The sequence below is a fragment of the Rathayibacter sp. AY1A7 genome (genome assembly GCF_002930845.1).
Taxonomy (GTDB): domain Bacteria; phylum Actinomycetota; class Actinomycetes; order Actinomycetales; family Microbacteriaceae; genus Rathayibacter.
Window position 1 is genome coordinate 190,845 of the sequence record NZ_PSTL01000001.1, and the last position, 23,548, is coordinate 214,392.

A 23,548-nucleotide genomic window follows, 5' to 3' on the forward strand; every position below is an offset into this window, starting at 1 on the left:
CACCGTGACCTACGTGATCGCACTTCCGTGCGTCGATGTCAAAGACCGCGCCTGCATCGACGAGTGCCCGGTCGACTGCATCTACGAAGGCGAGCGCTCGCTCTACATCCACCCGGACGAGTGCGTGGACTGCGGTGCCTGCGAGCCGGTCTGCCCCGTCGAGGCGATCTACTACGAGGACGACCTCCCCGAGGAGTGGTCCGACTACTACAAGGCCAACGTCGAGTTCTTCGACGAGATCGGCTCCCCGGGCGGAGCCGCCAAGGTCGGCGTGATCGCGAAGGACCACCCGGTCATCGCGGCGCTGCCTCCGCAGAGCCACTGAGGCCGCTCCCGTGGCCCTCGGCGCGCTGCCCGACTACCCCTGGGACCTGATGGCGCCCTTCGCCCGCACGGCGGCGGAGCACCCCGGCGGGATCGTCGACCTGTCGATCGGCTCGCCGGTGGACCCGACGCCCGCCCCGATCCGCGACGCCCTCGCCCGCGCGACTGACTCGCACGCGTACCCCACGACCGTGGGCACCCCCGCTCTGCGCGAGGCGATCGCCGCCTGGTACGCGCGGCGGCGCGGAGTCGAGGGCCTCGGGATCGACGAGGTCCTGCCGACTATCGGCTCCAAGGAGCTCGTCGCCTGGCTGCCCTTCCTCCTCGGACTCGGGGAGGGGGACGTGGTCGTGCATCCGCGCGCCGCCTACCCGACGTACGCGATGGGCGCGGCGATCGCCGGCGCCGAGGCGCTCGCCTCCGACGACCCCGCCGAGTGGCCTGTGACGACCCGCCTGGTCTGGCTCAACTCTCCCGGCAACCCCGATGGCGCCGTGCTCGACGTGCCCGCCCTGCAGCGCGCCGTCGCGCGTGCCCGTGAGCTGGGCGCTGTGATCGCGGGGGACGAGTGCTACGCCGAGCTCGGCTGGGACGGCCGCTGGGCCGACGAGCCGATCCCGAGCGTCCTCGACCCGCGCGTGGTGGGGGAGGACCGCACCGGGGTCCTCGGCGTCTACTCGCTGAGCAAGCAGTCGAACCTCGCCGGCTACCGCGCCGCCTTCGTCGCCGGGGACGCGGCCCTGATCGCGCGCCTGGTGACCGTCCGCAAGCACGCGGGCATGATCGTGCCCGGTCCGCTGCAGGAGGCGATGATCGTCGCCCTCGCCGACGACGAGCACGTCGCCGCGCAGAAGGAACGCTACCGCTCCCGCCGCGACCGCCTCCGGCCCGCCCTCGAGTCGGCGGGCTTCCGGATCGACCGCAGCGAGGCCGGCCTCTACCTGTGGGCGACCGAGGGCCGCCCGGCCTGGGAGTCCATCGACCGGCTCGCCCGCCTCGGCGTCCTCGCGGGCCCCGGCGTCTTCTACGGGGAGGGCTTCCCCGAGCACGTGCGCCTCTCGCTGACGGCCTCCGACGAGCGGATCGACGCGGCCGTCGAGCGCCTGTCCGGCGGCCTCTGAGGCGCTCGACCCGGCCGATCCTGGCGGGTTCCGACAAGGCCCCGGCCCCAGCGCTGGGCGATGTCACAGTGCCCCCGCTTTGCCCATAGGCTGTATGTGGTTCGGTCGACGGCGCCTCGCGAGGCCCCGGCTGCACCACGATCCAGACCCGGCGCCGCCCGCTCCGCGCGAGCGCTTCCGGGGTGCGACCGCGACGACTTGGGAGGCGTTGTGACCGAATCCGGCACGCAGAGCGACGGAACCGCGACGGTGGGCTCCACGGAGCCCGCGACCGGGAGCGCCACGACGCCGCCTCCCGCGCCGGCGGAGCAGGAGCTCCCCGAGAAGGTCACGCTCACCTTCGGCGACCGCACCGCGGACTTCCCGGTCCTGCGCAGCGTCGACGGCTCCTCGAGCATCGACTTCTCGACCCTGTCGAAGCAGACCGGCTTCATGTCGCTCGACTACGGCTTCGTGAACACGGCGGCGACCAAGTCGCAGATCACCTACATCGACGGCGACCAGGGGATCCTCCGCTACCGCGGCTACCCGATCGAGGAGGTGGCCACCAACGCGACCTACCTCGAGGTGGCCTGGCTCCTCATCTACGGCGAGCTGCCGACGGCCGACGAGCTCGCGGGCTTCGACGAGCGCATCCGCCGCCACACGCTCCTCCACGAGGACCTCAAGCGCTTCTTCGACGCGCTCCCGCACAGCGCGCACCCCATGTCGGTGCTCTCGGCCGGGGTCTCGGCCCTGTCGACGTACTACGAGGACAGCTCCAACCCGAAGGATCCGCAGGCGGTGGAGCTCACCACGATCCGCCTCCTGGCGAAGCTGCCCGTGATGGCGGCGTACGCACACAAGAAGGCGATCGGCCAGGCGTTCCTCTACCCGGACAACTCGCTGAGCTTCGTCGACAACTTCCTCCGCCTCAACTTCGGAACGATGGCCGAGCAGTACCAGGTCGACCCGGTGCTCTCGAAGGCGCTCGACCGCCTCCTGATCCTCCACGAGGACCACGAGCAGAACGCGTCGACGTCGACCGTCCGCCTCGTCGGCTCCACCGAGGCGAACCTCTACGCCTCGGTGTCTGCCGGCATCAACGCCCTGTTCGGCCCTCTGCACGGCGGAGCGAACGAGGCGGTGCTCACCATGCTCGGCCGGATCCGCGAGTCGGGCGAGAGCGTGTCGACGTTCGTTGAGCGGGTGAAGAACAAGGAGGAGGGCGTGCGCCTGATGGGCTTCGGCCACCGGGTGTACAAGAACTACGACCCGCGCGCGAAGCTGGTCAAGGAGAGCGCCTCCGAGGTCCTGCAGGCCCTCGGCGTGAAGGACCCGCTGCTCGACATCGCGATGGAGCTCGAGGCCCTCGCGCTCGAGGACGACTACTTCAAGGAGCGGCGCCTCTACCCGAACGTCGACTTCTACACGGGCGTCATCTACAAGGCGATGGGCTTCCCGACCCGGATGTTCACCGTGCTCTTCGCGATCGGCCGCCTGCCCGGCTGGATCGCCCACTGGCGTGAGATGAACACCGACAAGCAGACCAAGATCGGCCGCCCGCAGCAGCTCTACATGGGCTCGCCCGAGCGCCACTGGCCGAACGACCGCTGACCGGTCCCCGAGAGCCCGTCCCCGCCGGGGGCGGGCTCTCGCCGTGCGGCGCACCCGCCTCTCGCCGGCCGTCCGAGGCTCGAACCGCTTCTTCGAGGCGGGACGCAGAGCGGCGTGGTCGCCGCGGACTCGATCAGCACGGTTCGTCCCGGGGTGCCGCCTGCTGGGCCCGGCGGCGCCGGACGCCCGTCCTCAGGCGTGCAGGGCGGCGTTCAGCTCGATGCCGGCGCCGGTGCGGGGGAGGACCTCGACGGCCCCGGTGAGGGAGTTGCGGCGGAAGAGCAGGTTCGGCACGCCCGAGAGCTGCACGGCCTTCACGGTCTGCGGGGCGCCGTCGGCGCGCGGCGCTCCGCCGACCACGACGACCTTGGTGCCGGCGGTCACGTAGAGGCCGGCCTCGACGACGGTGTCGTCGCCGAGGGAGATGCCGATGCCCGAGTTCGCACCCAGCAGGGCCCGCGCGCCGATCGAGACGCGCTGCACTCCTCCGCCCGAGAGGGTGCCCATGATGGAGGCGCCGCCGCCGATGTCCGAGCCGTCGCCGACCACGACGCCCTGCGAGATGCGCCCCTCGACCATCGAGCTGCCGAGGGTCCCGGCGTTGAAGTTGACGAAGCCCTCGTGCATCACCGTCGTGCCGGGTGCCAGATGCGCCCCGAGGCGGACGCGCGAGGTGTCCGCTATGCGCACCTTCGCGGGGGTGACGTAGTCGGTCAGCCGCGGGAACTTGTCGATCCCGGTGGCCTGGATGCCGTGGCGCCGGAGCGAGGGGCGCAGGCGGGTGAACGACTCCGGCGAGACCGGACCGGCGTTCGTCCACACCACGTTCGGCAGGTGCGCGAAGACGCCGTCGAGGTTCACCTCGTTCGGGCGGACCAGGAGGTGCGAGAGCAGGTGCAGCCGCAGGTAGGCGTCGGACGTGGAGGCGGGCGGCGCCTGCACGTCGATCTGCAGCGTGACCACGTCGATGCGGACCTCGCGGCGCGGATCCTCGCCGGCCTGCTCCTCGAACTCCGCCGGCACGATCCAGGGGTCGCGGCCGGCCGGGATGGTGCCGAGGCGGGGCTCCGGGAACCAGGTGTCGAGGACGGTGCCGTCGTCGGCCACGGTGGCGAGCCCGTATCCCCAGGCGGAGGCGGGCGCGGAGGAGTCTGCGGAGTGCTCGAGGGTCATGCCGATCAGGGTAGCGCGGAGCGTCCGGCCGCTACCCTGGGGCGCATGGCCGATCCGACCACCGCCCCTCCGCTCGATCTGCGCACCGATCCGGTCGCCCTGACGCGGATCCTCTGCGACATCCCGTCCGTCTCGGGCGACGAGCTCGAGATCGCGGACGCGGTGCAGTGGGCGCTCGAGCAGTACGACCACCTCGAGGTCATCCGCGACGGCCACACCGTCGTGGCGCGGACGAACCTCGGCCTCGCCCAGCGCGTCGTGATCGCCGGGCACCTCGACACGGTGCCGGTCAACGGCAACCTGCCCGTCGTCGCCGAGACGATCGACGGCGTCGAGCATCTGGTCGGCCGCGGGACCGTCGACATGAAGGCCGGAGTGGCGGTGCAGCTCGTCCTCGCCGCCGAGCTCTCCGATCCGGCCGTCGACATCACCTGGATGTGGTACGACAACGAGGAGGTCGCAGCGGATCTCAACGGCCTCGCCCGGCTCTCCCGGCACCGCCCCGACCTCTTCTCCGCCGACTTCGCCGTGCTCGGCGAGCCGACGAGCGGAGCAGTGGAGGGCGGCTGCAACGGGACGCTCCGGGTCGACGTGGTCACCCGCGGCGTCCGCGCCCACTCCGCCCGCAGCTGGGTCGGCGAGAACGCGATCCACGCGGCGGCGCCGATCCTCGACCGCCTCGCCGCCTACGTACCGCGCGAGGTCGAGGTCGAGGGCCTCGTGTACCGCGAGGGCGTCAACGCCGTGCGCGTCACCGGCGGGGTCGCGGGCAACGTGATCCCGGACCTCTGCACGGTGCAGGTCAACTACCGCTTCGCCCCCGACCGGTCCGGGGAGGAGGCGCTCGCCCACCTCGAGGAGCTCTTCGAGGGGTTCGAGGTGACGGTGGACGATCTGGCCGAGGGCGCCCGCCCGGGGCTGGACGCACCTCTGGCCCAGGCCTTCCTCGCGGCCGTCGGAGCCGAGGCGAAGCCCAAGTACGGCTGGACCGACGTCGCGCGGTTCTCCGCCATGGGCATCCCGGCTGTCAACTACGGACCGGGCGACCCGCTCCGGGCCCACGCCGACGACGAGCGCGTGGCGGTGCACGAGATCACCGAGTGCGCCGAGGGCCTCCGCCGCTGGCTGACCGCGTCCTCGTGAGCGCGAGCGCCACGGCCGTCCCCGTCCGACTCCGCCTCCGCCTGCGCCTGGTCCCGTGGTGGGCGCGGGTCCTCCTGGTGTACATCGCGACCCGCGTGGTCACGACGGTGATCCTGCTGCAGTTCGCCGCGCACCAGCTCGCGAACCCGTGGACCGGACCCTCCCCGTCCTACTCGGCCTTCGCGTCGATGTGGGACGGCCGCTGGTACGAGATCATCGCGGCCACCGGGTACCCCGGCTTCCTGCCGATCACGCAGGACGGCCACGTGGGGGAGAACGCCTGGGCCTTCATGCCGCTCTACCCGGGCGTCGTGAAGGCGCTGATGGCGCTCACCGGCTTCACCTGGGCTCCGGCCGCCGTGACCGTCTCCGTCCTGTGCGGAGCCGGAGCCTGCCTCGTCCTGTACCGCCTCTTCCGGCACTCCCTCGGCGAGTCGCAGTCGCTGACGGCGGTGCTGCTGTTCTGCGTGGCGCCGACCTCGCCGCTGATGCAGCTCGCCTACGCGGAGTCGATGGCGATGCTGCTGACCGCGGTCACGCTCCTCCTCCTGGTGCGGCGGCGCTGGCTCGCTGTCGTGCCCGTCGTGCTGCTGCTGGGCCTGACGCGGCCGAGCGGGCTCGCCTTCGCCGCCGCGCTCGGCCTGTACGTCGTCTACCGGTTCGTCCGGCGCCGCACGGAGCCGTTCCCGCGGTCGGAGTGGCTGCCGGCCGTGGGCCTGACGGCGTGGGGGCTCGTGGTCGGCTTCCTCTGGCCCGCCGTGGCGTGGGCCGTCACCGGGTCGATGACCGCGTACACCGACACCGAGCTGGCGTGGCGTGCGGTCTACATCGGCTACCAGGAGCTGCTCCCGCTGACCCCGTGGTTCCAGGGCGGCGCCTGGTGGGGCTCGTGGTGGTTCGGTGCTCCGGCCGTCGGCGTCGTGCTGGTGGTGCTCCTGCTGGCGGCGTTCGTCGGGATCCTCGCCGCACCGTGGACACGGCGGCTCGATCTCTTCAGCCGGGCCTGGGTCGCCGGGTACGGCGTCTACCTGCTGGCGTTCTTCTTCCCGCAGTCGAGCACCTTCCGGCTGCTGGGCCCGATGTTCCCGCTCGTCGGAGCGCTGGCGGTGCCGCGCTCGCCGGTCTTCCGCGTCGCGCTGGTCCTGCTCGGGATCGGCGGCCAGATCGTCTGGATCTCGATCTGCTGGGCCGTCGCCGGATCGGACTGGACTCCGCCGTGATCGTGCCGCGCGCCCGCCCGGCGCGGTGCTCCTCCGGGGACTCCCGACTCCCGCACGGGTATGCTCGTCGGAATGTCTCCCCTCACGCCAGCCGGTGAGCCGCGACACGCGTCGCCCCTCCTCCGGCCGACCCGCCGGCGAGCCGCGGCGACACCCGCCCGCTCCCCGCTGACGACCGCCTCCGCCTCCTCGACGGACCGCGGGCCGCTCGCGTGAGCGCCACCGCGATCGCGCCGGAGACGGAGGACGACTCTCCGTCCCGCTCCCGCTGGGGTCTGCTCCGGAGGATCCCGTGGTGGATCCAGGTGCTCCTGGTCTTCGCCGTGTCCCGGGTCGTCACGACCGTGATCATGCTCCGTGTCGGCGCCGTGCGTCAGGGCGTCGAGTGGACGGGACTCCGCGACACCTACGTCCGATTCGCGACGACGTGGGACGGCGGCTGGTACGAGCGGATCGGGATGACGGGGTACCCGTCGGTCCTGCCGCTCTCGCCGTCCGGAGCCGTGGAGCAGAACCCCTGGGCGTTCATGCCCGTCTACCCGTTCACCGTCCGCGGCCTGATGAACATCACCGGGCTCGACTGGGCGAACGCGGCGGTGCTCGTCGCCCTGGTCTGCAGTGCAGCGGCGTGCCTGGTGATCTACCGGCTGTTCCGCGTCTCGCTCAGCGAGGGCCAGGCGCTGATGGGGATCGTCTTCTTCTGCGTCGCTCCGACGTCCCCGATCCTGCAGATCGGCTACGCGGAGTCCGGCGGCATCCTCCTGACGGCCGTGCTGCTCCTCCTGCTGGTGCGCCGCAAGTGGATCTGGACGTTCCCCGTCGTGCTGGTCGTGGGGCTCCTGCGCCCGAGCGGCCTCGCGATCGCGGCGATGACGGGCCTCTACTTCCTCTACCGCGTCTGGCGCCACGTGCACGGCACCGAGCCGTTCGCCCGCCGGGATTTCGCCTTCACGGTCGCCCTCACGGTCTGGTCCCTCGCGGTGGGCTTCGCCTGGCTGCTCATCGCCTGGGCCGTGACCGGCTCCTTCACCGCCTACACCGACACCGAGCTCGCCTGGCGCAGCGTCTTCATCGGCGAGGGCGAGCTCATCCCCTTCACCTCCTGGTTCGCCGGTGGAGGCTGGTGGGGAGGCCTCTGGTTCGGCTCGCCGATCACGGGCATGGGCATCACCGTCGTGGTGGTGCTCGGATTCCTGGCGATCCTGTTCTCGCGGGCCACGCGCAGCCTCGACGTCTTCTCGCGGCTCTGGGTCGGCGGCTACGCGATCTACCTCTTCGCGTTCTTCTACCCGCAGTCGAGCACGTTCCGCATCCTGATGCCGATGTTCCCGCTGGCCGGGGCGCTCGCGGTGCCGCGGTCGACTCTCCTGAGGGTGTTCGTGGTGGCCGCATCGATCGTCGGGCAGATCGTCTGGGTGCTGCTGTGCTGGGTGTTCACCCCGGGCGACTGGTCCCCGCCGTGATCGGCTGACGCCCGACTTCCGGGCGCGGTTCGGAACACCCCCGCGGATGCACGATAATAGGGGGATACGTCACGAAAGGGGAACTCTATGGCGGCCATGAAGCCGAGGACCGGAGACGGACCGATGGAGGCTGTTAAGGAGGGCCGACTCATCGTCGTGCGCGTTCCGCTCGAAGGAGGCGGACGCCTCGTCGTCTCGGTCAACGATGCAGAGGCGAAAGAGCTGCACGACGCGCTCGCGTCGGTGGTGTCTCCCGCCTGATCCGCACCGTCGTGAACGCCCGTCGCACACCGTGCGGCGGGCGTTCCGTCTTTCCTCGGTCGGCCGCGCTCGTCAGGCGCGGCGCTTGTTGGCCTGCAGCAGGCCGTCGCCGATCGGCGAGAGCACGCTGACCACGGCGGGGGAGGCGCAGACCTCGGCCACCAGCGTGCGGAACGCCGTCGCGATCTCGTCGCGCTGCGCGGGGTTGGCCACGCGTCCGCGCCAGAGCGCGTGGGGGACGAGGACCGTCCCGCCCGGACGGACGAGCCGCAGCGCGTGCTCGACGTTCTCGATGACCTGCAGCGGATCGCCGTCGACGAAGACGATGTCGTAGGAGTTCTCGTTCATCCGGGGCAGCACCTCGAGGGCGCGGCCCGGGATGAGCCGTAGCCGGTTGGGCGAGATGCCCGCCTCGTGGAACTGGGCGCGCGCGTGCTGCTGGTGCACCGCCTCGGAGTCGATCGAGGTGAGCATCGCCTCGGGGGCGCCGTCGAGCAGCCACAGGCCGCTCACTCCGGTGCCGGTACCGATCTCGATGATGGAGGTCGCGCGCGCCGCGGCGGCGACCAGCGCGGCCTGCGCGCCGATCGAGGGGGAGACGGCGTCGATGCCCAGCTCGACCGAGAGCCGGCGGGCCGAGGCGATGGCCTCCGACTCGACGACCGCGTCCTCGGCGTACTTCCAGTTGGCATCCTTGTCGGACACGGGGGCGCTCCTCTGATCGGTGCACCGGGCGGATCGCGCCCGGGCATCGCCAGGGTACGGTGGCGCGCGGGCTCCGCGAGGGAGGCGCGGCGGGTTAGTGTTGTCCTCGTGTTCGGTCTGACGTTCGACAAGCTCCTCATCATCGGGGTCATCGCCGTCTTCGTGCTGGGTCCCGACCGCCTCCCGCACTACGCCGCCCAGCTCGGGCAGCTCGTGCGCAAGGTGCGCGGATTCGCCACGCAGGCCCGGGAGCGCGTCAAGGACGAGATGGGCGACGAGTTCAACGACGTCGACTGGAAGAAGCTCGACCCGCGCCAGTACGATCCCCGCCGCATCATCCGCGACGCCCTGCTCGAGGACGATCCGGCCCCCACCGTGAAGCCGCCCACCGCTGTCGCCGCTCCGGTCGTGCCGGGCGGCACCGGCTCCGCGCAGGACAGCTACTACACGACGATGCAGCGCTCCGTCTCGTCCGGCACGCTCTCGAGCGTCGCGCCGCCGCCGATCGACTCCGAGGCCACCTGAGCCCTGCTCCGCGAGGAGCGCCGGGCGGGCGTCTCGACCGACGCCGCCCGCACGAAGCCGCGCGAAGGCGTCAGCCGACGGCGAGCGGGAGCCGACGGCCGGTCAGTCCCCGCGGCCGCGCGGCGAGCGTCGCCGCTAGGGCGTCGATCGCCCGGGCGGCAGGATCCTCCGGATCGCCGACGACGACGGGCACGCCCTCGTCGCCCCCCGCCCTCAGCGCGACGGAGATCGGCAGCGACGCGAGCAGCGGCACCTCGTCGCCCGTAGCAGTGAGCCGACGCGCGACCTCGGCCCCGCCTCCGCTGCCGAAGAGCTCCAGCACCGAGCCGTCGGGTTGCGGAAGCCCCGACATGTTCTCGACCACTCCGACGATGCGCTGACCCGACTGGCGGGCGAGCGCGCCGCTGCGCTCGGCCACGTCGGCGGCCGCCGGCTGCGGCGTGGTGACGATGAGGACCTCCGCATGCGGGAGCAGCTGCCCGATGGAGATCGCCACATCCCCCGTGCCGGGAGGCAGGTCGAGCAGGAGCACGTCGAGGTCGCCGAAGTACACGTCGGTGAGGAACTGGGAGATCGTGCGGTGCAGCATGGGCCCGCGCCAGGAGACGGCCGCCCCGCGGGTGTCGCCCTCGAGGAACATCCCGATCGAGATGACCTTCACGCCGTGCGCCACCGGCGGCAGCATCAGCTCGCCGACGCGGGTGGGTCCCGCGACGCGCCCGTCGTGCATCAGGCCGAGCAGGCCGGGGATGGAGAAGCCGTGCACGTCGGCGTCCACGAGGCCGACCGCGAGACCCCGCTGAGCGAGGGCGACCGCGAGGTTGGCGGTGACGGTCGACTTGCCGACGCCGCCCTTGCCGCTGGTGACCGCGTACACGCGGGTGAGCGAGTCCGGGCCGAAGGGCATGCTCCGGCGGCCGCCCTGGAGGCGTTCGGTGAGGGCGGTGCGCTGCGCCGACGTCATGACTCCGACCACGACGTCGACCGCCGTGACTCCGGGAGCCGAGGCCGCGGCCTCGCGCACGTCACGCTCGATCGCGGAGGCGGCCGGGCAGCCGACGATGGTCAGCCGGATCGTGACGCGGACCGCTCCGTCGACGGCCGCCTCGACCGACTCGAGCATGTCGAGCTCGGTGATGGGCTTCCGGATCTCCGGATCGACGACGCGGGCCAGCGCCGTCCTGACGGCGGTCTCGATGGCGGCGACGTCAGGCATCGCGCCGCTCGGGCTCCTGCGCCCGATCCTTCTCGAGCTCCTCGAGCAGGCCGCGCAGCTCCGAGCGGATGAAGTCCTTGCTCGCCATGTCGCGGATCGCCAGGCGCAGGGCCACGACCTCGCGCGCGAGGTACTCGGTGTCCGCGAGGTTGCGCTCGGCCCGCTGCCGGTCCTGTTCGATCTGCACGCGGTCGCGGTCGTCCTGTCGGTTCTGCGCGAGCAGCAGGAGCGGCGCGGCGTAGGAGGCCTGCAGCGAGAGGATCAGCGTCAGCACCGTGAAGCCGAGGGCCTGAGAGTCGAAGCGAGCGTCCGCGGGCCCGTAGGTGTTGAACATCAGCCAGAAGACGCAGAAGATCGTCATCCCGACCAGGAACCACGGCGTGCCCATGCCGCGGGCGAACGACTCGGTCAGGCGGCCGAAGCGGTCGCTGCTCGGGCGGTTCCGCCGCGAGAGGACGCGGGTGCGCAAGCCCTTGGGAGCGTCCAGGCGCCGGTCCTGCTTGGTGTCCCTAGCCACGCGCGCCCCTCCGTCCCCGTCGTGTCCTGCCTGTCGCCGCGGGTGCCGGCGGCACGAGCGGGACGCCCTGCGTCGCCGTCGTCACCGGCTTCCTCGGTTCGTCGTCGTCGCCGTGGCTGCGCCAGTCGTCGGGGAGGAGGTAGTCGAGGACGTCGTCGATGGTCACGACGCCGACGAGGCGGTGGGACGCGTCGACGACGGGCACCGAGACGAGGTTGTAGCTGGCCAGGATCCGGGCGACCTCGGCCGCCGAGGTCTCGGGCGTGATCGGGTCCATGCTCTGGTCGAGCAGGGTGCCGAGGCGCTCGTGCGGCGGGTAACGGAGCATCCGCTGGAAGTGCACCATGCCGAGGAAGCGGCCGGTCGGCGGCTCGTAGGGCGGCAGCGTGACGCAGACGGCGGCGCCGAGGGCCGGGGCGAGCTCGTGGCGGCGGATGAGAGCGAGGCCCTCGGCGACGGTCGCCTCGGAGGAGACGATGATCGGCTCCGTGGTCATCAGACCGCCGGCGGACTCCGGAGCGTAGGTGAGGAGCATGCGGACGTCGTCCGCCTCCTCGGGCTCCATCAGCTCCAGGAGCGCCTCGCCGCGCTCCTCCGAGAGCTGGGCGATCAGGTCGGCCGCGTCGTCCGGCTGCATCTGGTCGAGGACGTCGGCGGCGCGGTCGTCGTCGAGCCGGCCGAGGATCTCGACCTGCTCGCTCTCGGGCATCTCCTCGAGCACGTCCGCGAGGCGGTCGTCCGAGAGCTCGCCGGCGACCTCGAGCATCCGCTGCTGCGGCAGGTCGAGGAGCGTGCTGGCGAGGTCGGCGGGCTTGAGCTCGGAGAGGCTGGCGACGTACTGCTCGGCGGACTGCGCCTCGGTCGAGACGCTCTCGCGGACCTCGCGCCAGCCGGCGAAGGCGGTCGCGCCCTTGGCGAAGGGGGAGGGGCTGGTCTTGGGCCGGCGGACGAAGAGCTGCGCGAGCTCCCACTCGCCGGGAGCGGCCTCCTCGATCGCGACGTCCTCGACGACCGCGTCACCGGAGCCGTCCACGAAGCTCACCCGGCGGCCGAGGAGCTCGGCGATGACGCGGACCTCGCCGCCCCGCTGCTCGAAGCGGCGCACGTTGATCAGCCCGGTGGTGATGATCTGGCCGCTGCCGATGCTGGTGACCCGGCCGATCGACACGAAGACGCGACGGCGCCCGGGGATCTCGACCACCAGGCCGACCACCCGCGGGGCGTCGTTCTGCCGGTAGACCAGGAGCACGTCGCGGACCTTGCCGACGCGATCGCCGGCCGGGTCGAAGACACTGCATCCGGCCAAGCGCGCGACGAAGACTCTGGCGGAACTCACGGCTACAAACCTAGTCCCGTGCAGCCGGGCGGACGCCGAGCGTTCCCGGCTCGCCCTCGGCCGGTTCTCCGAATCCGTTCAGAGACCTTCAAGTGGCCTGTGCGATTCTGTCCGGGTGACTCAGCAGACGCCGTTCAGCGGCCGAGGGCCGGCCTTCCCCACGATCCCGCGCGGGGAGATCCTCGCCACGTTCGACACGTACCAGGAGGCGCAGGCCGCCGTCGACGTGCTCGCCCGCGCCGACTTCCCGGTGCGCCAGCTCGCCATCATCGGCAACGAGCTCAAGAGCGTCGAGCGGGTGACCGGCAAGCTCACCTGGGGCCGCGTCGCTCTCGCCGGAGCGGCCTCCGGCGCCTGGCTCGGCGTCTTCCTGGGCCTCCTGCTCATCATCTTCTCGCCGACGACGGAGCTCTCCTTCCTCATCGCGGCGGTCCTCCTCGGCGCCGGCTTCGGGATGCTCTTCGGGCTCGCCTCCTACGCCGTGAACCGCCGCCGTCGCGACTTCACCTCGACCATGCAGGTGATCGCGACCAGCTACTCCGTGCTCGTGGACCCCGAGGTGGTCAACCGCGCGCGCAACCTGCTCAACGGCGGCACCTCCCCGGCGGAGGCGCCGCAGACGGCCTGGGCTCCGCCGCCCGCCGCGGTCGGCGACCCGCAGCCGCGGCCCGTCCGCCCCGAGGACGACCCGCGCTGACGATCCTCCACGAAGGCCCCCGGTCCGCCGGGGGCCTTCGTCGTTCCGGGGGCGGGGCGGCTCAGGCGGAGCCGACGGGCGGGAGGACGATGTCGACCGCGAGACCCCGGGGGGAGCGGTTGACCAGGGCGACCGTCCCGCCGGCCGAGAGCACGGTGGTGTGCACCAGGGCCAGCCCCAGACCGCTGCCGCCGGAGGCGAGGGTGCGGGAGTCGTCCGGGCGGGAGAAGCGGTCGAAGGCGACCGGGATGAAGGCGTCGGGCATCCCCGGTCCGTCGTCCGAGACGCTGAGCATCAGGCGCCCGTCCGACTGCGAGAGGGAGGCGACGATCATGCCGCCGCCGTTCATCGCCTGGATCGCGTTCCTCACGAGGTTGTCGATCACCCGGCCGAAGTCCTGGGACGCGACCGCGTAGAGCCGCGCCGGCTCGCGCTCGTCGATCTCGTAGTCGATCTCCACCCCCGACTCCGAGGCGAGCAGGCGGGTGCGGTCGACGGCGCCCACCAGCTCGTCGACGAGCTCGGCGAAGGGAGCGGTCGGGCGGACGGTGCGGCTCTCGATGCGCGAGATGTCGAGGAGGGCGGATGCGAGGCGCACGAGCCGGTCGACGCTCTTCTGCGCGTCGAGGATGACCCGGTCGACCGCGACCGGGTCGTCGACGCGGTGGTGGGCGATCTCGAGCTGGGCGGAGAGCGCGGCGAGGGGAGTGCGGAGCTCGTGGCTCGCATCCGACACCATCTGCTTCTCCCGGGCCAGCGACGCGGTCTGCTTGGTCAGGAACGCGTTCAGCGTCACCGCGAGCTCGTCGATCTCGTCGCGCGTGCCGACGACCGGGAGCTGGTCGCCCTGCCCGGGCTCGGCGGCGATCTGATCCGCGCGCGCCCGCATCCGGCGCACCGGGGCGAGGGCCGCGCCCGTCAGGATCCACGAGGCGAGCCCGAACGTGACGACGAGGAAGATCGCGGCGTAGACGAGCACGTGGGCGAAGTCGTCGAGGACGAGCTGCGACGCGGCCTGATCGCGGGCGGAGGCGACCTGCCAGACGCCGCGATCGCTCTCGATGGCCGTGAAGCGGACCAGGTAGCTGCCGTTCGCCGTCGTCACGTCGGCGTACCGGGGCGAGGTGTCGGCGGGCTCCTCCGCCAGAGCGCTGAGCACCTCGCCGCTCAGGCGCGAGGGCATGGTCGAGGTGCTGACGCTCCCGTCGGGAGCGAGGGCGAGGAACAGCTGGCCCGTCGACGAGCCCTGCGTGCGCGGGACGTTGCCCGCCGAGATGTCGCGGCGCACCTCGTCCTCGATCGACATCAGGATCGTCCGCTCGCTGCGGTCGACGATGCCGGTGACCACCTGGTAGAAGAGCAGCGCCGCGAGCGCGAAGAGGGCGGTCGCCACAGCGACCGTTCCCACGGTGATCCTCGCGCGGATCGAGAGCGCGCCGACCCGGCGGCGTGCCGTGCTCATCCGCGACACGGGCTATTCGACCGGGCGGAGGAAGTAGCCCTTGCCGCGGACGGTCACGATGCTGACGCCCGTGTCCTCGGTCGGGAGCTTCTTGCGCAGGTAGCTGACGTACTGGTCGACGATGTTGTTGTCGACGATCTCGCCGCCGCCCCAGATCTCGGAGAGGATCCGCTGGCGGGTCACGACGGAGCCGACGGGAGTGATGAGGAGCTTGAGGAGCTCGAGCTCCTTCGGGCTCACGTGGATGCGCGAGCCGTCGGCGGTGCGCCGGATGCTCGATCCGTCCACGGTGATGCGTCCGACGTCGATCGAGGTGGACATCAGCGACGGGCTGCGGCGCAGGAGGGCCCGGAGGCGCGCGTTGAGCTCGGTGAACGCGAACGGCTTGGTCAGGTAGTCGTCCGCTCCGGCGTCGAGGCCGAAGACGCGGTCCTCGATCGCGTCCCGCGCGGTCAGCAGCATGATCGGCGTGGGCCGGCCGAGCTCGCGGATCCGGCGGCAGATCTCGAAGCCCGACATCGCCGGCAGCATGACGTCCACGATGGCGGCCGAGAACTCGGCGTTGCTGAACGCGACGAGCGCGTCGATGCCGTTCGTGGTCAGCACGGCCTCGTAGCCGGCGTCTTCGAGGCCGCCGACGAGGGCCTCACCCATGGCTGGATCGTCTTCGACGACAAGGATCTTCACGCGCTCACCCTACGGCCCGGCCCGGCTCCCAGGAGGACGCACTGGGCGGGCCGTGTGTCGATCGGATGCGGGATCGACCCATCCGATCGGCGCTGGGCGACGAATGAGGAGCAACAGACCGCTCGGGGGCGTGGCGGGAGAGGCGCGATCAGTGGCGCATTTCTACTCTTCTCTCCCCGTCGGCCCGATGATCCTGTTCGCGAAGTTCACCTCTACCGTCACCCGAAGGCGGCACAGAAATGCTCAATATTCTTTCCATCTGGGCGCGTCTCGCGCTGTCGGTCCTCCTGTGGATCGTCGTTCTTCCCGTCATGCTCGTCCTGCTGCCGTTCCGCACGGGCAGGAGCGCCTCGCTCCCCGCCCTGCGACCGGTGCCGGTTCCCGCACCGACGGTTCCGATCGACACCCGGAGCACCAGCGGCGCGTACTAGGCCCACTTCCCGGTCGTTCCGGGCTCGACGCCCCGCTCCCATGAGCTCCGGCGTCGTCCGCCCACCGATCCCCGACGCCCGAACAGCCGTGCCTCTCTCCGCCAGGAGGGGGCGCGGCTGTTCGTCGTTCCCCGGGTCGATCCCGACTGACCGACAGATGTCGATATCGGCTCCTCTCGATCGCGAGCCGCGTCAAGCCCTTCGCAGAATCTCAGGGACTGGCAATACAGCGCTCGCACATGGTTCACCGATCGGAAGGAACACGGATGCTTCGCGCCACGCGCGACACCGCTGGGATCCAGCTCGATTCGACCACGGGATCCCCCGTGCGCCCCGACACCCCGGTCTCGGTGGTCGCGTCGGCGCCTCAGAGCCTGATCTCGCGGATACTCGGACGCCGCCGCTGCGAAGCCTGCGGAGCGGCCTCGGCCCGTCGCCGCGACGGCTTCTGCTCGGCCGACTGCGCCGGCACCTTCCACCTCTACGAGTGAGCCCGACCGGCCGAGTGCCGGTGGTGAACGTTCCGAAGGCCCGTGATCGACGATCGCGGGCCTTCGTGCTGTCTCGGGAGTGTCGGAGCGCCGGGTGAGGAGTGCCACGGTCGGACTTGGTCGCCCACCGGGTGACGCCGCTCGGTCCGTGATGGAGGGGTGCGCCTCAAGGGGCGTCGAACACCGGAGCTGAGCGCCCATGTGCGAGGAAGGAGAGCGGAGGACCGCGGATGTGCCCCCAGTAGGATTCGAACCTACGCCCCTGCCTCCGGAGGGCAGTGCTCTATCCCCTGAGCTATGGGGGCCAGGAGTGCCTGACCACATTAGCACCCGGGCGGGGCGGGCCCGACGCCGGGAGCGGTCCTCCCGCATGCCACGATGGAGCCATGCTGCGCACCGTCTCCGCCTCGCTGGATCTGCGTCTCAACGGCCCGACCGACCTGATCTTCCTGGTGGCGGCGACGCCCACGGGCGACTCGTTCGAGGACTCCTTCACCGTCCGGCTCGACGGGCAGGACGTGCCGGTGCGGGAGTTCCCGGCGCGGCACGGCGCCCGCGTGCACCGCGTCGCGGGGAACGAGGGCGACCTGCGGGTCGAGTACCGGGCGCGGGTCGCCGGGCACGGCGCTCCGGACGAGCCGAGCGAGCTCGAGCTCGTCGAGTACCTGCGGCCGAGCCGGTACGCCGAGGCGGACGTGCTCGGCGGGATAGCCCGGCGCGAATTCGGGCGGACCCGGGGCCTCGAGGCGCTGACGGCCGTCGAGGAATGGGTGCACGGCCACCTGTCGTACGTCTACGGGTCGACGGTCGGCACCGGGGGAGCGGCGCAGGTCATCGAGAGCGGCCAGGGCGTGTGCCGGGACTTCGCGCACACGGTCGCCGGGCTGCTCCGCGCCCTCGACATCCCCGCCCGGGTGACGGCGGTCTACGCGCCAGGCCTCGAGCCGCGGGACTTCCACGCGGTCACGGAGGCCTGGGTGGGCGGCGCCTGGCACGTCGTGGACGCGACCCGGCTGGCTCCGCGCGGGTCGATGCTGCGCATCTCGTCCGGCCGGGACACGGCCGACACCGCGTTCCTCAGCAGCTACCTGACGGACCTGCGCCTGACCGGGATGAGCGTGCAGGCCGACTGCGACGCGGCGCTCGTCGACGACCACGTCTCGCCGGTGCGCCTGGGCTGACGCCGGGGCTCAGTCGGCGAGGACGCCGATCGCCGACCGCACGAGCGGCTCGGGGTCGCCCGGCTCGACGAAGGAGGCGCTGGACGCCTCGATCCAGTACTCGCCGACGAAGGCGTCCGCGACGCCCCGCCCCTCGGCCACCTGGTAGTAGCCCTCGATCTCCGGCGGCTTGCCGTAGGTGGGGACGGCCTTGCTGGTGGTGAAGAACTCGTTCTTGAGCGCCTCGATCACCGCGGGGTCGAGGTGGGCCACGGCCAGCTGCAGCTCGGCGCCCGAATCGTCCGACCATCCGCAGACCAGGCCGTCGTACTGGGCGATCTCCTCGGAGACGGCGGTGGTCCCGATGCCGTCGTCCGGGGAGAATCCGCCCCACAGGCCCGCGAGCGCCGAGGCCGGGACCAGATGCTCGCAGGCGAGGGGGATCGGCGTGCCGCTGACGGCGCCGCTCGCGCTCGGCTCCGGGTCGGCCGCGGCGGAGCAGCCGGAGAGGGCCGCCGCGGCGAGGGCGACGAGGAGGAGGGCGGCGGGACGGCGCATGCGTCGCACCCTAGCAACGCCGCCCTGCCGAGCGGCCTCACGGTGCAGGAGGGACGGGGGGCGCGGGCGCGGCGGCCGGTAGAATCGCTCCCCGTGACTCCCGAACAGCTCGCCGCCTCCCTGCACGCCCTCGTCCTCGACGCCGTGCAGCGACGGGGGAGCGATGCGGGCGTCGAGCTCTCGGACGTCGTGCTGGAGCGCCCGAAGAACCGCGACCACGGCGACTGGGCCTCGAACATCGCGATGAAGCTCGCGAAGCGGGTCGGCGCGAACCCGCGCGAGCTCGCCGCCGAGCTGGCCGAGGGGCTGGGCGCGGTCGAGGGCGTCGCCACGGTCGAGGTCGCCGGTCCCGGCTTCCTCAACGTCCGGCTCGAGGCCGCGGCCGCGGGTGCCCTTGCCGGCGCGATCGTCGAGGCGGGCGAGGCCTACGGCACCGGGTCCGCCTACGCCGGCGTCCGGATGAACCTCGAGTTCGTCTCCGCCAACCCCACCGGCCCCATCCACATCGGCGGGACGCGCTGGGCGGCGGTCGGCGACAGCCTGGCCCGGATGCTCCTCTCGCAGGGCGCCGAGGTGACCCGCGAGTACTACTTCAACGACCACGGCGCGCAGATCGACCGCTTCACGCGGAGCCTCCTCGCCGCCCACCGCGGCGAGCCGACCCCGGAGGACGGCTACGGCGGCGCCTACATCGGCGACATCGCCGAGCGCGTCGCGGCCGCCTACCCGGGCGACCTCGCCGTCCTGCCCGAGGAGGAGCTCGCCGAGACCTTCCGCTCGATCGGCGTCGAGCTGATGTTCGGCGAGATCAAGCAGAGCCTGCACGAGTTCGGCGTCGACTTCGACGTGTACTTCCACGAGAACTCCCTGCACGAGTCGCGCGCCGTCGACCGCGCGATCGAGCGCCTCCGCGAGCTCGGGCACATCTTCGAGGCGGACGGCGCCACCTGGCTGCGGACCACGTCGTTCGGCGATGATCGCGACCGCGTCATCATCAAGAGCGACGGGGAGGCGGCCTACATCGCGGGCGACCTCGCCTACTACCTCGACAAGCGCGAGCGCGGCTTCGATCGGGCGATCATCATGCTCGGCGCCGACCACCACGGCTACATCGGCCGGATGATGGCGATGTGCGCGGCGTTCGGCGACACCCCGGGCGTGAACCTCGAGATCCTGATCGGCCAGCTGGTCAACCTGCTCCGCGACGGCGAGGCGGTCCGGATGTCCAAGCGGGCGGGGACCGTCGTCACGATGGAGGACCTCACGGAGGCCGTCGGCGTGGACGCCGCGCGCTACTCGCTGGTGCGCTCCTCGGCCGACTCGACCCTCGACATCGACCTCGACCTGCTGACCAAGCGGAGCAACGACAACCCCGTCTACTACGTGCAGTACGCCCACGCGCGCACCCGCCAGGTCGCGGCGAAGGCCGCGGCGTCGGGCGTCCCCGTCGAGCCGTTCGCGCCCGAGACGCTGGTGCATCCGACCGAGTCGGCGCTGCTCGGCGGCCTGCAGGAGTTCCCGCGCATCGTGGCGCACGCCGCGGAGCTGCGCGAGCCGCACCGCGTCGCGAGGTACCTCGAGGAGGTCGCCGGCCTCTACCACCGCTGGTACGACAACTGCCGGGTCGTGCCGCAGGGCGAGGACCCGGTCGAGGCCGTGCACTCGACCCGGCTGCGCCTGAACGAGGCGACCGGGCAGGTGCTCCGCAACGGGCTCTCCCTGCTGGGCGTCACGGCCCCGGACCGGATGTGAGCGCGTCGGGGGCGGCGCCGCGGCGCCGGCGCGGGGGACGCGCGGCCGTGGTGGTCGTCGTGGTGCTGGTGCTGCTCGTGGTCGCGGCGGTGGTGGGTGACTCGCTCGCCCGCCGCGCCGTCGCGGACCGCGCCGCCGCGAGCCTCCGCGAGGCGCTCGCACTGCCCGCGGACCGGGCGGTGGACGTCGACGTCGCGGGCTGGGCCGTGCTCCCGCAGCTCGTCTCGGGGCGGCTGGACCGGCTCGACCTGCGCAGCTCGGACGTGACGTTCGGCGAGCTCGACGGCGACGTCGCCGCGACCCTGATCGGGGTGCCGGTGAGCGGCGTCGGAGCGGTCGAGTCCGGCAGCACGACGGTCGCGATCGACGCGGCCTCGGTCTCGCGGCTCGTCACCGAGCGCAGCACCGTTCCTGTCGACGAGGTGACCCTGGACGCTCCGCTCGTGCGCGTGACCGCCTCCGTCGAGGTGCTGGGCCTCCGGCTCGGCGCGGGCGTGGGGATGGAGCTCGCCGCCGTGGACGGCGCCATCCGGCTGACCCCGGCCGAGGTCTCCGCCGCTGGTGCGACCTTCTCGGCGACCGACTTCCGCGACCGCTTCGGCGCCGTCTCCGGCGACCTGCTCGCTCCGTCCTCCGTGTGCATCGCGGACTCGGTGCCGCGCGGACTGACGCTGACCGGAGTCGAGGTCGCCGACGAGTCGCTGAACGCGAGCTTCGCGCTCTCTCCGACGTTCCTCAGCGACCCCGCGGAGCAGGAACCGGGCACCTGCGCCTGAGCCCGCGCGGCGCCGCCGCCCCGGACCGGTAGGATCGGAGCCCTGTGCCGGCGTCTTCCGCGGGCCGAACACTGACATCGCTGGCTTCAGGGGTCAATCCGGACCCGCTCGCCCCGCAGTGACGCTCCCACTCTCTCCTGTGAGGTCTCACCCGTGGACACCGTCGACGCCCGCGCCCGCGCCCCCCGGCATCCGCTCGCGCCTGAGTGGCTGCACACGCCCGCCGACCCGAACGCCCTGGCCGACGGCGTGTGGCCGGACAGCGCCGAGCGCGGCGAGGACGGCGGGATCCGGATCGCCGGAGTGCCCGTCGCCGAGCTGGTGCGCGAGCACGGCACTCCTCTCTACGTGGTGGACGAGGCCGACGCCCGCCGCCGGGCCGTCGAGATGCGCGAGGTCTTCGCTCGCGAGCTCGGCCGCATCGGCACCGGCGTCACGGTCTACTACGCGGGCAAGGCGTTCCTCTCGACCGAGGTCGCCCGCTGGATGCGCGACGAGGGCCTGAACCTCGACCTCTCCAGCGGCGGCGAGATGGCAGTGGCCCTCGCCGCAGGGATCGAGCCCGAGCGCTTCGGCCTCCACGGCAACAACAAGTCGCTCCGCGAGATCGACCGGGCCGTCGAGGTGGGCGCGGGCACGATCGTGCTCGACAGCCTCGTCGAGATCGAGCGCGTCGCAGCCGCGGCCGAGCGGCACGGCCGCGTGCAGGCGGTGCGCCTCCGGGTCAACAGCGGAGTGCACGCGCACACCCACGAGTTCCTCGCCACGGCGCACGAGGACCAGAAGTTCGGCCTCGCACTCGCCGACTGCCCGGCCGCGGTCGCCCGCATCCGCTCCTTCTCCTCCCTGCGGTTCCTCGGGCTGCACTGCCACATCGGATCCCAGATCTTCGGCTCCGCCGGGTTCGCGGAGTCGGCGTCGCGCCTGCTCGACGTCCACGCGGCACTGCTCGCGGACGGCCCCGTGCCGGAGCTCAACCTCGGCGGCGGCTTCGGCATCGCGTACACCAGTGCCGACGACCCGACCCCGATCGCCGAGATCGCGGCCGCCGTCGCCGACGCGGTCGCCGAGCAGTGCTCCGCCCGCGGCGTCCCGGTGCCGCACATCGCGATCGAGCCCGGCCGCTCGCTGATCGGGCCCGCCGGCGTCACCCTCTACGAGGTGGGCACCGTGAAGGACGTGACGGTCGGCTCCGAGGGCTCGACCGCGGTCCGCCGCTACGTCAGCGTCGACGGCGGCATGAGCGACAACGCCCGTCCGGCGCTCTACGGCGCCGACTACACGGCGCGGATCGCCGACCGCTCCTCCTCGGCCGAGCCCGCCCTCGTGCGGGTGGCCGGGAAGCACTGCGAGTCGGGCGACATCGTCGTCCACGACGACTTCCTGCCCGCGGACGTGCGGCCGGGCGACCTGCTCGCCGTCGCCGCGACCGGCGCCTACTGCTGGTCGCTCGCCAGCAACTACAACTACCTCGGGCGCCCCCCGGTGGTCGCCGTCCGCGACGGGCGCTCGCGCGTCCTCGTGCGCGGCGAGACCGAGGAGGACCTCCTCCGCCGCGACGCCGGCATCGAACGAAAGGCCACCTCCCGATGATCGAGTACCGCAGCCTCCGCGTCGCCCTGCTGGGCGCCGGGTCCGTCGGTGCACAGGTGGCGCGCCTCCTGCTCGACCACGGCGACGAGCTCGCCCAGCGCGTGGGGGCGCCGCTGGAGCTCGTAGGCGTGGCCGTCAGGGACGTGGACGCGCCCCGCACCGCCGACATCCCGAAGCACCTGCTCACCACCGACGCCGAGTCGCTGATCCTGGGCGCCGACATCGTGGTCGAGCTGATCGGCGGGCTCGAGCCCGCCCGCAGCCACATCCTCACGGCGATCTCGTCGGGCGCGGACGTGATCACGGCCAACAAGGCGCTGCTCGCCGCCCACGGCAACGAGCTCTTCGAGGCCGCCGACCAGGTGGGCGCCCAGCTCAACTACGAGGCGGCCGTCGCCGGCGCGATCCCGATCATCCGGCCGCTGCGCGACAGCCTCGCCGGCGACCGGGTCCACCGCATCCTCGGCATCGTCAACGGCACGACCAACTACATCCTCGACCGGATGGACACCGAGCACGCGAGCCTCGAGGACGCGCTCGCCCGCGCGACCGAGCTCGGCTACGCCGAGTCCGACCCGACCGCCGACATCGAGGGCTACGACGCGGCGCAGAAGGCGGCGATCCTCGCCCGCCTCGCGTTCCACACCGACGTCCCGGTCGCCCTGGTGCACCGCGAGGGCATCACCGGCATCACGAAGGCGCAGGTCGACCAGGCCCGCGACTCCGGCTACGTGATCAAGCTGCTCGCGATCTGCGAGCGGCTGACCGACGCCAAGACCGGCGTGGAGGGCGTGTCCGCGCGGGTCTACCCCGCGCTCGTGCACCGCTCCCACCCGCTCGCGGCCGTGCACGGGGCCAACAACGCGGTCTTCGTCGAGGCGGAGGCGGCCGGCGACCTGATGTTCTACGGCGCCGGCGCCGGCGGGATCGAGACGGCCTCCGCCGTCCTCGGCGACGTCGTGTCGGCCGCCCGCCGCCACGTCGTCGGCGGCCCCGGCCTGGTGACCAGCGCGAGCTCCGGGCTCGCGGTCCTCCCGATCGGCCACGTCACCACCCGGTACCAGGTCACCCTCGAGGTGCTCGACCGCCCCGGCGTGCTCGCGCAGATCGCGGGCGTCTTCGCCGACCACGGCGTCTCGGTCGAGACCCTGGTGCAGACCCCGCCCGGCGCCGACCCGCTGGAGGAGCAGGGCGGTGCGGAGCGGCGCGAGCCGACCGCTACCCTGGTCATCGGCACGCACGCCGCGGCGGAATCCGATCTGGCGGCCACCGTCACCGCCCTCCATTCGCATGGTTTCGTCGGCGCCGTGACGTCCGTTCTACGAGTTGAAGGAGCCTGAG

Annotated in this window: 24 protein-coding genes and 1 tRNA gene; 16 read left to right on the top strand and 9 right to left on the bottom strand. The window is 72.3% G+C overall.

The features are described 5' to 3' along the window. The first annotated feature begins 4 nt into the window (after positions 1-4). From fdxA to C5B95_RS00815, 3 genes are all read left to right on the top strand, one after another. Positions 5-325 (top strand): ferredoxin, encoded by a 321-nt coding sequence (gene fdxA / locus C5B95_RS00805; RefSeq protein ID WP_104222984.1) that lies wholly within the window; start codon positions 5-7, stop codon positions 323-325. 10 nt (positions 326-335) lie between these two features. Beyond that, the gene (gene dapC / locus C5B95_RS00810) at positions 336-1,445 is read left to right on the top strand and encodes a succinyldiaminopimelate transaminase (RefSeq protein ID WP_104336950.1); all 1,110 of its coding nucleotides are present in this window, start codon (positions 336-338) and stop codon (positions 1,443-1,445) included. 210 nt (positions 1,446-1,655) lie between these two features. Then, a complete protein-coding gene (locus C5B95_RS00815) occupies positions 1,656-3,041 on the top strand; it encodes a citrate synthase (RefSeq protein WP_258059725.1) in 1,386 nt (461 codons plus the stop codon). 192 nt (positions 3,042-3,233) lie between these two features. Here the strand turns inward: C5B95_RS00815 and dapD are convergent, their stop codons facing one another. After that, the gene (gene dapD / locus C5B95_RS00820) at positions 3,234-4,214 is read right to left on the bottom strand and encodes a 2,3,4,5-tetrahydropyridine-2,6-dicarboxylate N-succinyltransferase (RefSeq protein WP_104348267.1); all 981 of its coding nucleotides are present in this window, start codon (positions 4,212-4,214) and stop codon (positions 3,234-3,236) included. Between the two features lie 45 nt (positions 4,215-4,259). Between dapD and dapE the strand changes: the two genes are divergently transcribed. From dapE to C5B95_RS00840, 4 genes are all read left to right on the top strand, one after another. Further along, positions 4,260-5,357 carry a succinyl-diaminopimelate desuccinylase gene (dapE, locus tag C5B95_RS00825; RefSeq protein WP_104348268.1) on the top strand — a complete coding sequence of 366 codons (1,098 nt, stop codon included), beginning with the start codon at positions 4,260-4,262 and terminating at the stop codon, positions 5,355-5,357. Continuing rightward, positions 5,354-6,577, top strand: coding sequence for a hypothetical protein (locus C5B95_RS00830; RefSeq protein WP_258059726.1), 1,224 nt, complete (start codon positions 5,354-5,356; stop codon positions 6,575-6,577). Before dapE ends, C5B95_RS00830 begins: the two co-directional genes overlap by 4 nt. Positions 6,578-6,789: 212 nt before the next feature. Continuing rightward, a complete protein-coding gene (locus C5B95_RS00835) occupies positions 6,790-8,040 on the top strand; it encodes a hypothetical protein (RefSeq protein ID WP_104348269.1) in 1,251 nt (416 codons plus the stop codon). Between the two features lie 87 nt (positions 8,041-8,127). Then, the gene (locus tag C5B95_RS00840) at positions 8,128-8,301 is read left to right on the top strand and encodes a DUF3117 domain-containing protein (RefSeq protein WP_068208299.1); all 174 of its coding nucleotides are present in this window, start codon (positions 8,128-8,130) and stop codon (positions 8,299-8,301) included. Positions 8,302-8,373: 72 nt separating this feature from the next. Here C5B95_RS00840 and C5B95_RS00845 read toward each other — a convergent pair whose 3' ends face one another. After that, positions 8,374-9,006, bottom strand: a complete 633-nt coding sequence (locus C5B95_RS00845) for an O-methyltransferase (RefSeq protein ID WP_104222989.1) — start codon at positions 9,004-9,006, stop codon at positions 8,374-8,376. A 108-nt stretch (positions 9,007-9,114) separates the two neighbouring features. On the opposite strand from C5B95_RS00845, the gene C5B95_RS00850 reads away from it, so the two are divergent. After that, the gene (locus tag C5B95_RS00850; RefSeq protein ID WP_146076468.1) at positions 9,115-9,531 is read left to right on the top strand and encodes a twin-arginine translocase TatA/TatE family subunit; all 417 of its coding nucleotides are present in this window, start codon (positions 9,115-9,117) and stop codon (positions 9,529-9,531) included. A gap of 70 nt (positions 9,532-9,601) precedes the next feature. Here the strand turns inward: C5B95_RS00850 and C5B95_RS00855 are convergent, their stop codons facing one another. From C5B95_RS00855 to C5B95_RS00865, 3 genes are read right to left on the bottom strand one after another with little or no spacing between them, the layout of a single operon-like run. Beyond that, positions 9,602-10,747: an Mrp/NBP35 family ATP-binding protein gene (locus C5B95_RS00855; protein WP_104348270.1), complete on the bottom strand. Its 1,146-nt coding sequence runs from the start codon at positions 10,745-10,747 to the stop codon at positions 9,602-9,604. Further along, complete coding sequence (locus tag C5B95_RS00860; RefSeq protein WP_104222991.1) at positions 10,740-11,264, bottom strand: DUF1003 domain-containing protein; 525 nt, start codon at positions 11,262-11,264, stop codon at positions 10,740-10,742. The genes C5B95_RS00855 and C5B95_RS00860 overlap by 8 nt, the downstream gene beginning before the upstream one ends. Beyond that, the gene (locus C5B95_RS00865; protein ID WP_104225554.1) at positions 11,257-12,600 is read right to left on the bottom strand and encodes a magnesium transporter MgtE N-terminal domain-containing protein; all 1,344 of its coding nucleotides are present in this window, start codon (positions 12,598-12,600) and stop codon (positions 11,257-11,259) included. The genes C5B95_RS00860 and C5B95_RS00865 overlap by 8 nt, the downstream gene beginning before the upstream one ends. 115 nt (positions 12,601-12,715) lie before the next feature. Here C5B95_RS00865 and C5B95_RS00870 point away from each other — a divergent pair, with 115 nt between their 5' ends. Then, positions 12,716-13,297 carry a general stress protein gene (locus tag C5B95_RS00870; RefSeq protein ID WP_258059727.1) on the top strand — a complete coding sequence of 194 codons (582 nt, stop codon included), beginning with the start codon at positions 12,716-12,718 and terminating at the stop codon, positions 13,295-13,297. Positions 13,298-13,358: 61 nt separating this feature from the next. Here C5B95_RS00870 and C5B95_RS00875 read toward each other — a convergent pair whose 3' ends face one another. Continuing rightward, complete coding sequence (locus C5B95_RS00875) at positions 13,359-14,759, bottom strand: cell wall metabolism sensor histidine kinase WalK (RefSeq protein WP_146076469.1); 1,401 nt, start codon at positions 14,757-14,759, stop codon at positions 13,359-13,361. 12 nt (positions 14,760-14,771) lie between these two features. Continuing rightward, positions 14,772-15,446: a response regulator transcription factor gene (locus C5B95_RS00880; protein ID WP_258059273.1), complete on the bottom strand. Its 675-nt coding sequence runs from the start codon at positions 15,444-15,446 to the stop codon at positions 14,772-14,774. Between the two features lie 239 nt (positions 15,447-15,685). Between C5B95_RS00880 and C5B95_RS00885 the strand changes: the two genes are divergently transcribed. Both C5B95_RS00885 and C5B95_RS00890 read left to right on the top strand, forming a co-directional pair. Then, on the top strand, positions 15,686-15,877 hold the full coding sequence (locus C5B95_RS00885) for a hypothetical protein (RefSeq protein ID WP_104260121.1): 192 nt from the start codon (positions 15,686-15,688) through the stop codon (positions 15,875-15,877). 266 nt (positions 15,878-16,143) lie between these two features. Then, complete coding sequence (locus C5B95_RS00890) at positions 16,144-16,368, top strand: hypothetical protein (RefSeq protein ID WP_104348271.1); 225 nt, start codon at positions 16,144-16,146, stop codon at positions 16,366-16,368. 233 nt (positions 16,369-16,601) lie between these two features. Here C5B95_RS00890 and C5B95_RS00895 read toward each other — a convergent pair. Continuing rightward, positions 16,602-16,673 (bottom strand) — tRNA-Arg (locus C5B95_RS00895). A gap of 81 nt (positions 16,674-16,754) precedes the next feature. Between C5B95_RS00895 and C5B95_RS00900 the strand changes: the two genes are divergently transcribed. After that, a complete protein-coding gene (locus C5B95_RS00900; RefSeq protein ID WP_104348272.1) occupies positions 16,755-17,549 on the top strand; it encodes a transglutaminase family protein in 795 nt (264 codons plus the stop codon). 9 nt (positions 17,550-17,558) lie between these two features. Here C5B95_RS00900 and C5B95_RS17665 read toward each other — a convergent pair whose 3' ends face one another. Then, positions 17,559-18,086, bottom strand: coding sequence for a hypothetical protein (locus C5B95_RS17665; RefSeq protein ID WP_219813797.1), 528 nt, complete (start codon positions 18,084-18,086; stop codon positions 17,559-17,561). A 93-nt stretch (positions 18,087-18,179) separates the two neighbouring features. Here C5B95_RS17665 and argS point away from each other — a divergent pair, with 93 nt between their 5' ends. From argS to C5B95_RS00920, 4 genes are all read left to right on the top strand, one after another. Further along, positions 18,180-19,838: an arginine--tRNA ligase gene (gene argS, locus C5B95_RS00905; protein WP_104222999.1), complete on the top strand. Its 1,659-nt coding sequence runs from the start codon at positions 18,180-18,182 to the stop codon at positions 19,836-19,838. Positions 19,839-19,885: 47 nt separating this feature from the next. After that, positions 19,886-20,614: an LmeA family phospholipid-binding protein gene (locus C5B95_RS00910; protein WP_104262485.1), complete on the top strand. Its 729-nt coding sequence runs from the start codon at positions 19,886-19,888 to the stop codon at positions 20,612-20,614. A gap of 153 nt (positions 20,615-20,767) precedes the next feature. After that, entirely contained in the window at positions 20,768-22,207 is a 1,440-nt protein-coding gene (lysA, locus tag C5B95_RS00915) for a diaminopimelate decarboxylase (RefSeq protein WP_104225560.1), read from the top strand. Next, the gene (locus tag C5B95_RS00920) at positions 22,204-23,547 is read left to right on the top strand and encodes a homoserine dehydrogenase (protein ID WP_104348274.1); all 1,344 of its coding nucleotides are present in this window, start codon (positions 22,204-22,206) and stop codon (positions 23,545-23,547) included. Before lysA ends, C5B95_RS00920 begins: the two co-directional genes overlap by 4 nt. The last annotated feature ends 1 nt before the right edge of the window (position 23,548 follow it).

Excerpts from the sequence above, each read along its gene's own strand:
- dapD (WP_104348267.1), bottom strand. The coding sequence starts at position 4,214 with ATGACCCTCGAGCACTCCGCAGACTCCTCCGCGCCCGCCTCCGCCTGG.
- dapE (WP_104348268.1), top strand. The coding sequence starts at position 4,260 with ATGGCCGATCCGACCACCGCCCCTCCGCTCGATCTGCGCACCGATCCG.
- C5B95_RS00840 (WP_068208299.1), top strand. The coding sequence starts at position 8,128 with ATGGCGGCCATGAAGCCGAGGACCGGAGACGGACCGATGGAGGCTGTT.
- C5B95_RS00855 (WP_104348270.1), bottom strand. The coding sequence starts at position 10,747 with ATGCCTGACGTCGCCGCCATCGAGACCGCCGTCAGGACGGCGCTGGCC.
- C5B95_RS00875 (WP_146076469.1), bottom strand. The coding sequence starts at position 14,759 with ATGAGCACGGCACGCCGCCGGGTCGGCGCGCTCTCGATCCGCGCGAGG.
- C5B95_RS00885 (WP_104260121.1), top strand. The coding sequence starts at position 15,686 with ATGCTCAATATTCTTTCCATCTGGGCGCGTCTCGCGCTGTCGGTCCTC.
- C5B95_RS00890 (WP_104348271.1), top strand. The coding sequence starts at position 16,144 with ATGCTTCGCGCCACGCGCGACACCGCTGGGATCCAGCTCGATTCGACC.
- C5B95_RS00900 (WP_104348272.1), top strand. The coding sequence starts at position 16,755 with ATGCTGCGCACCGTCTCCGCCTCGCTGGATCTGCGTCTCAACGGCCCG.
- C5B95_RS17665 (WP_219813797.1), bottom strand. The coding sequence starts at position 18,086 with ATGCGCCGTCCCGCCGCCCTCCTCCTCGTCGCCCTCGCCGCGGCGGCC.
- C5B95_RS00920 (WP_104348274.1), top strand. The coding sequence starts at position 22,204 with ATGATCGAGTACCGCAGCCTCCGCGTCGCCCTGCTGGGCGCCGGGTCC.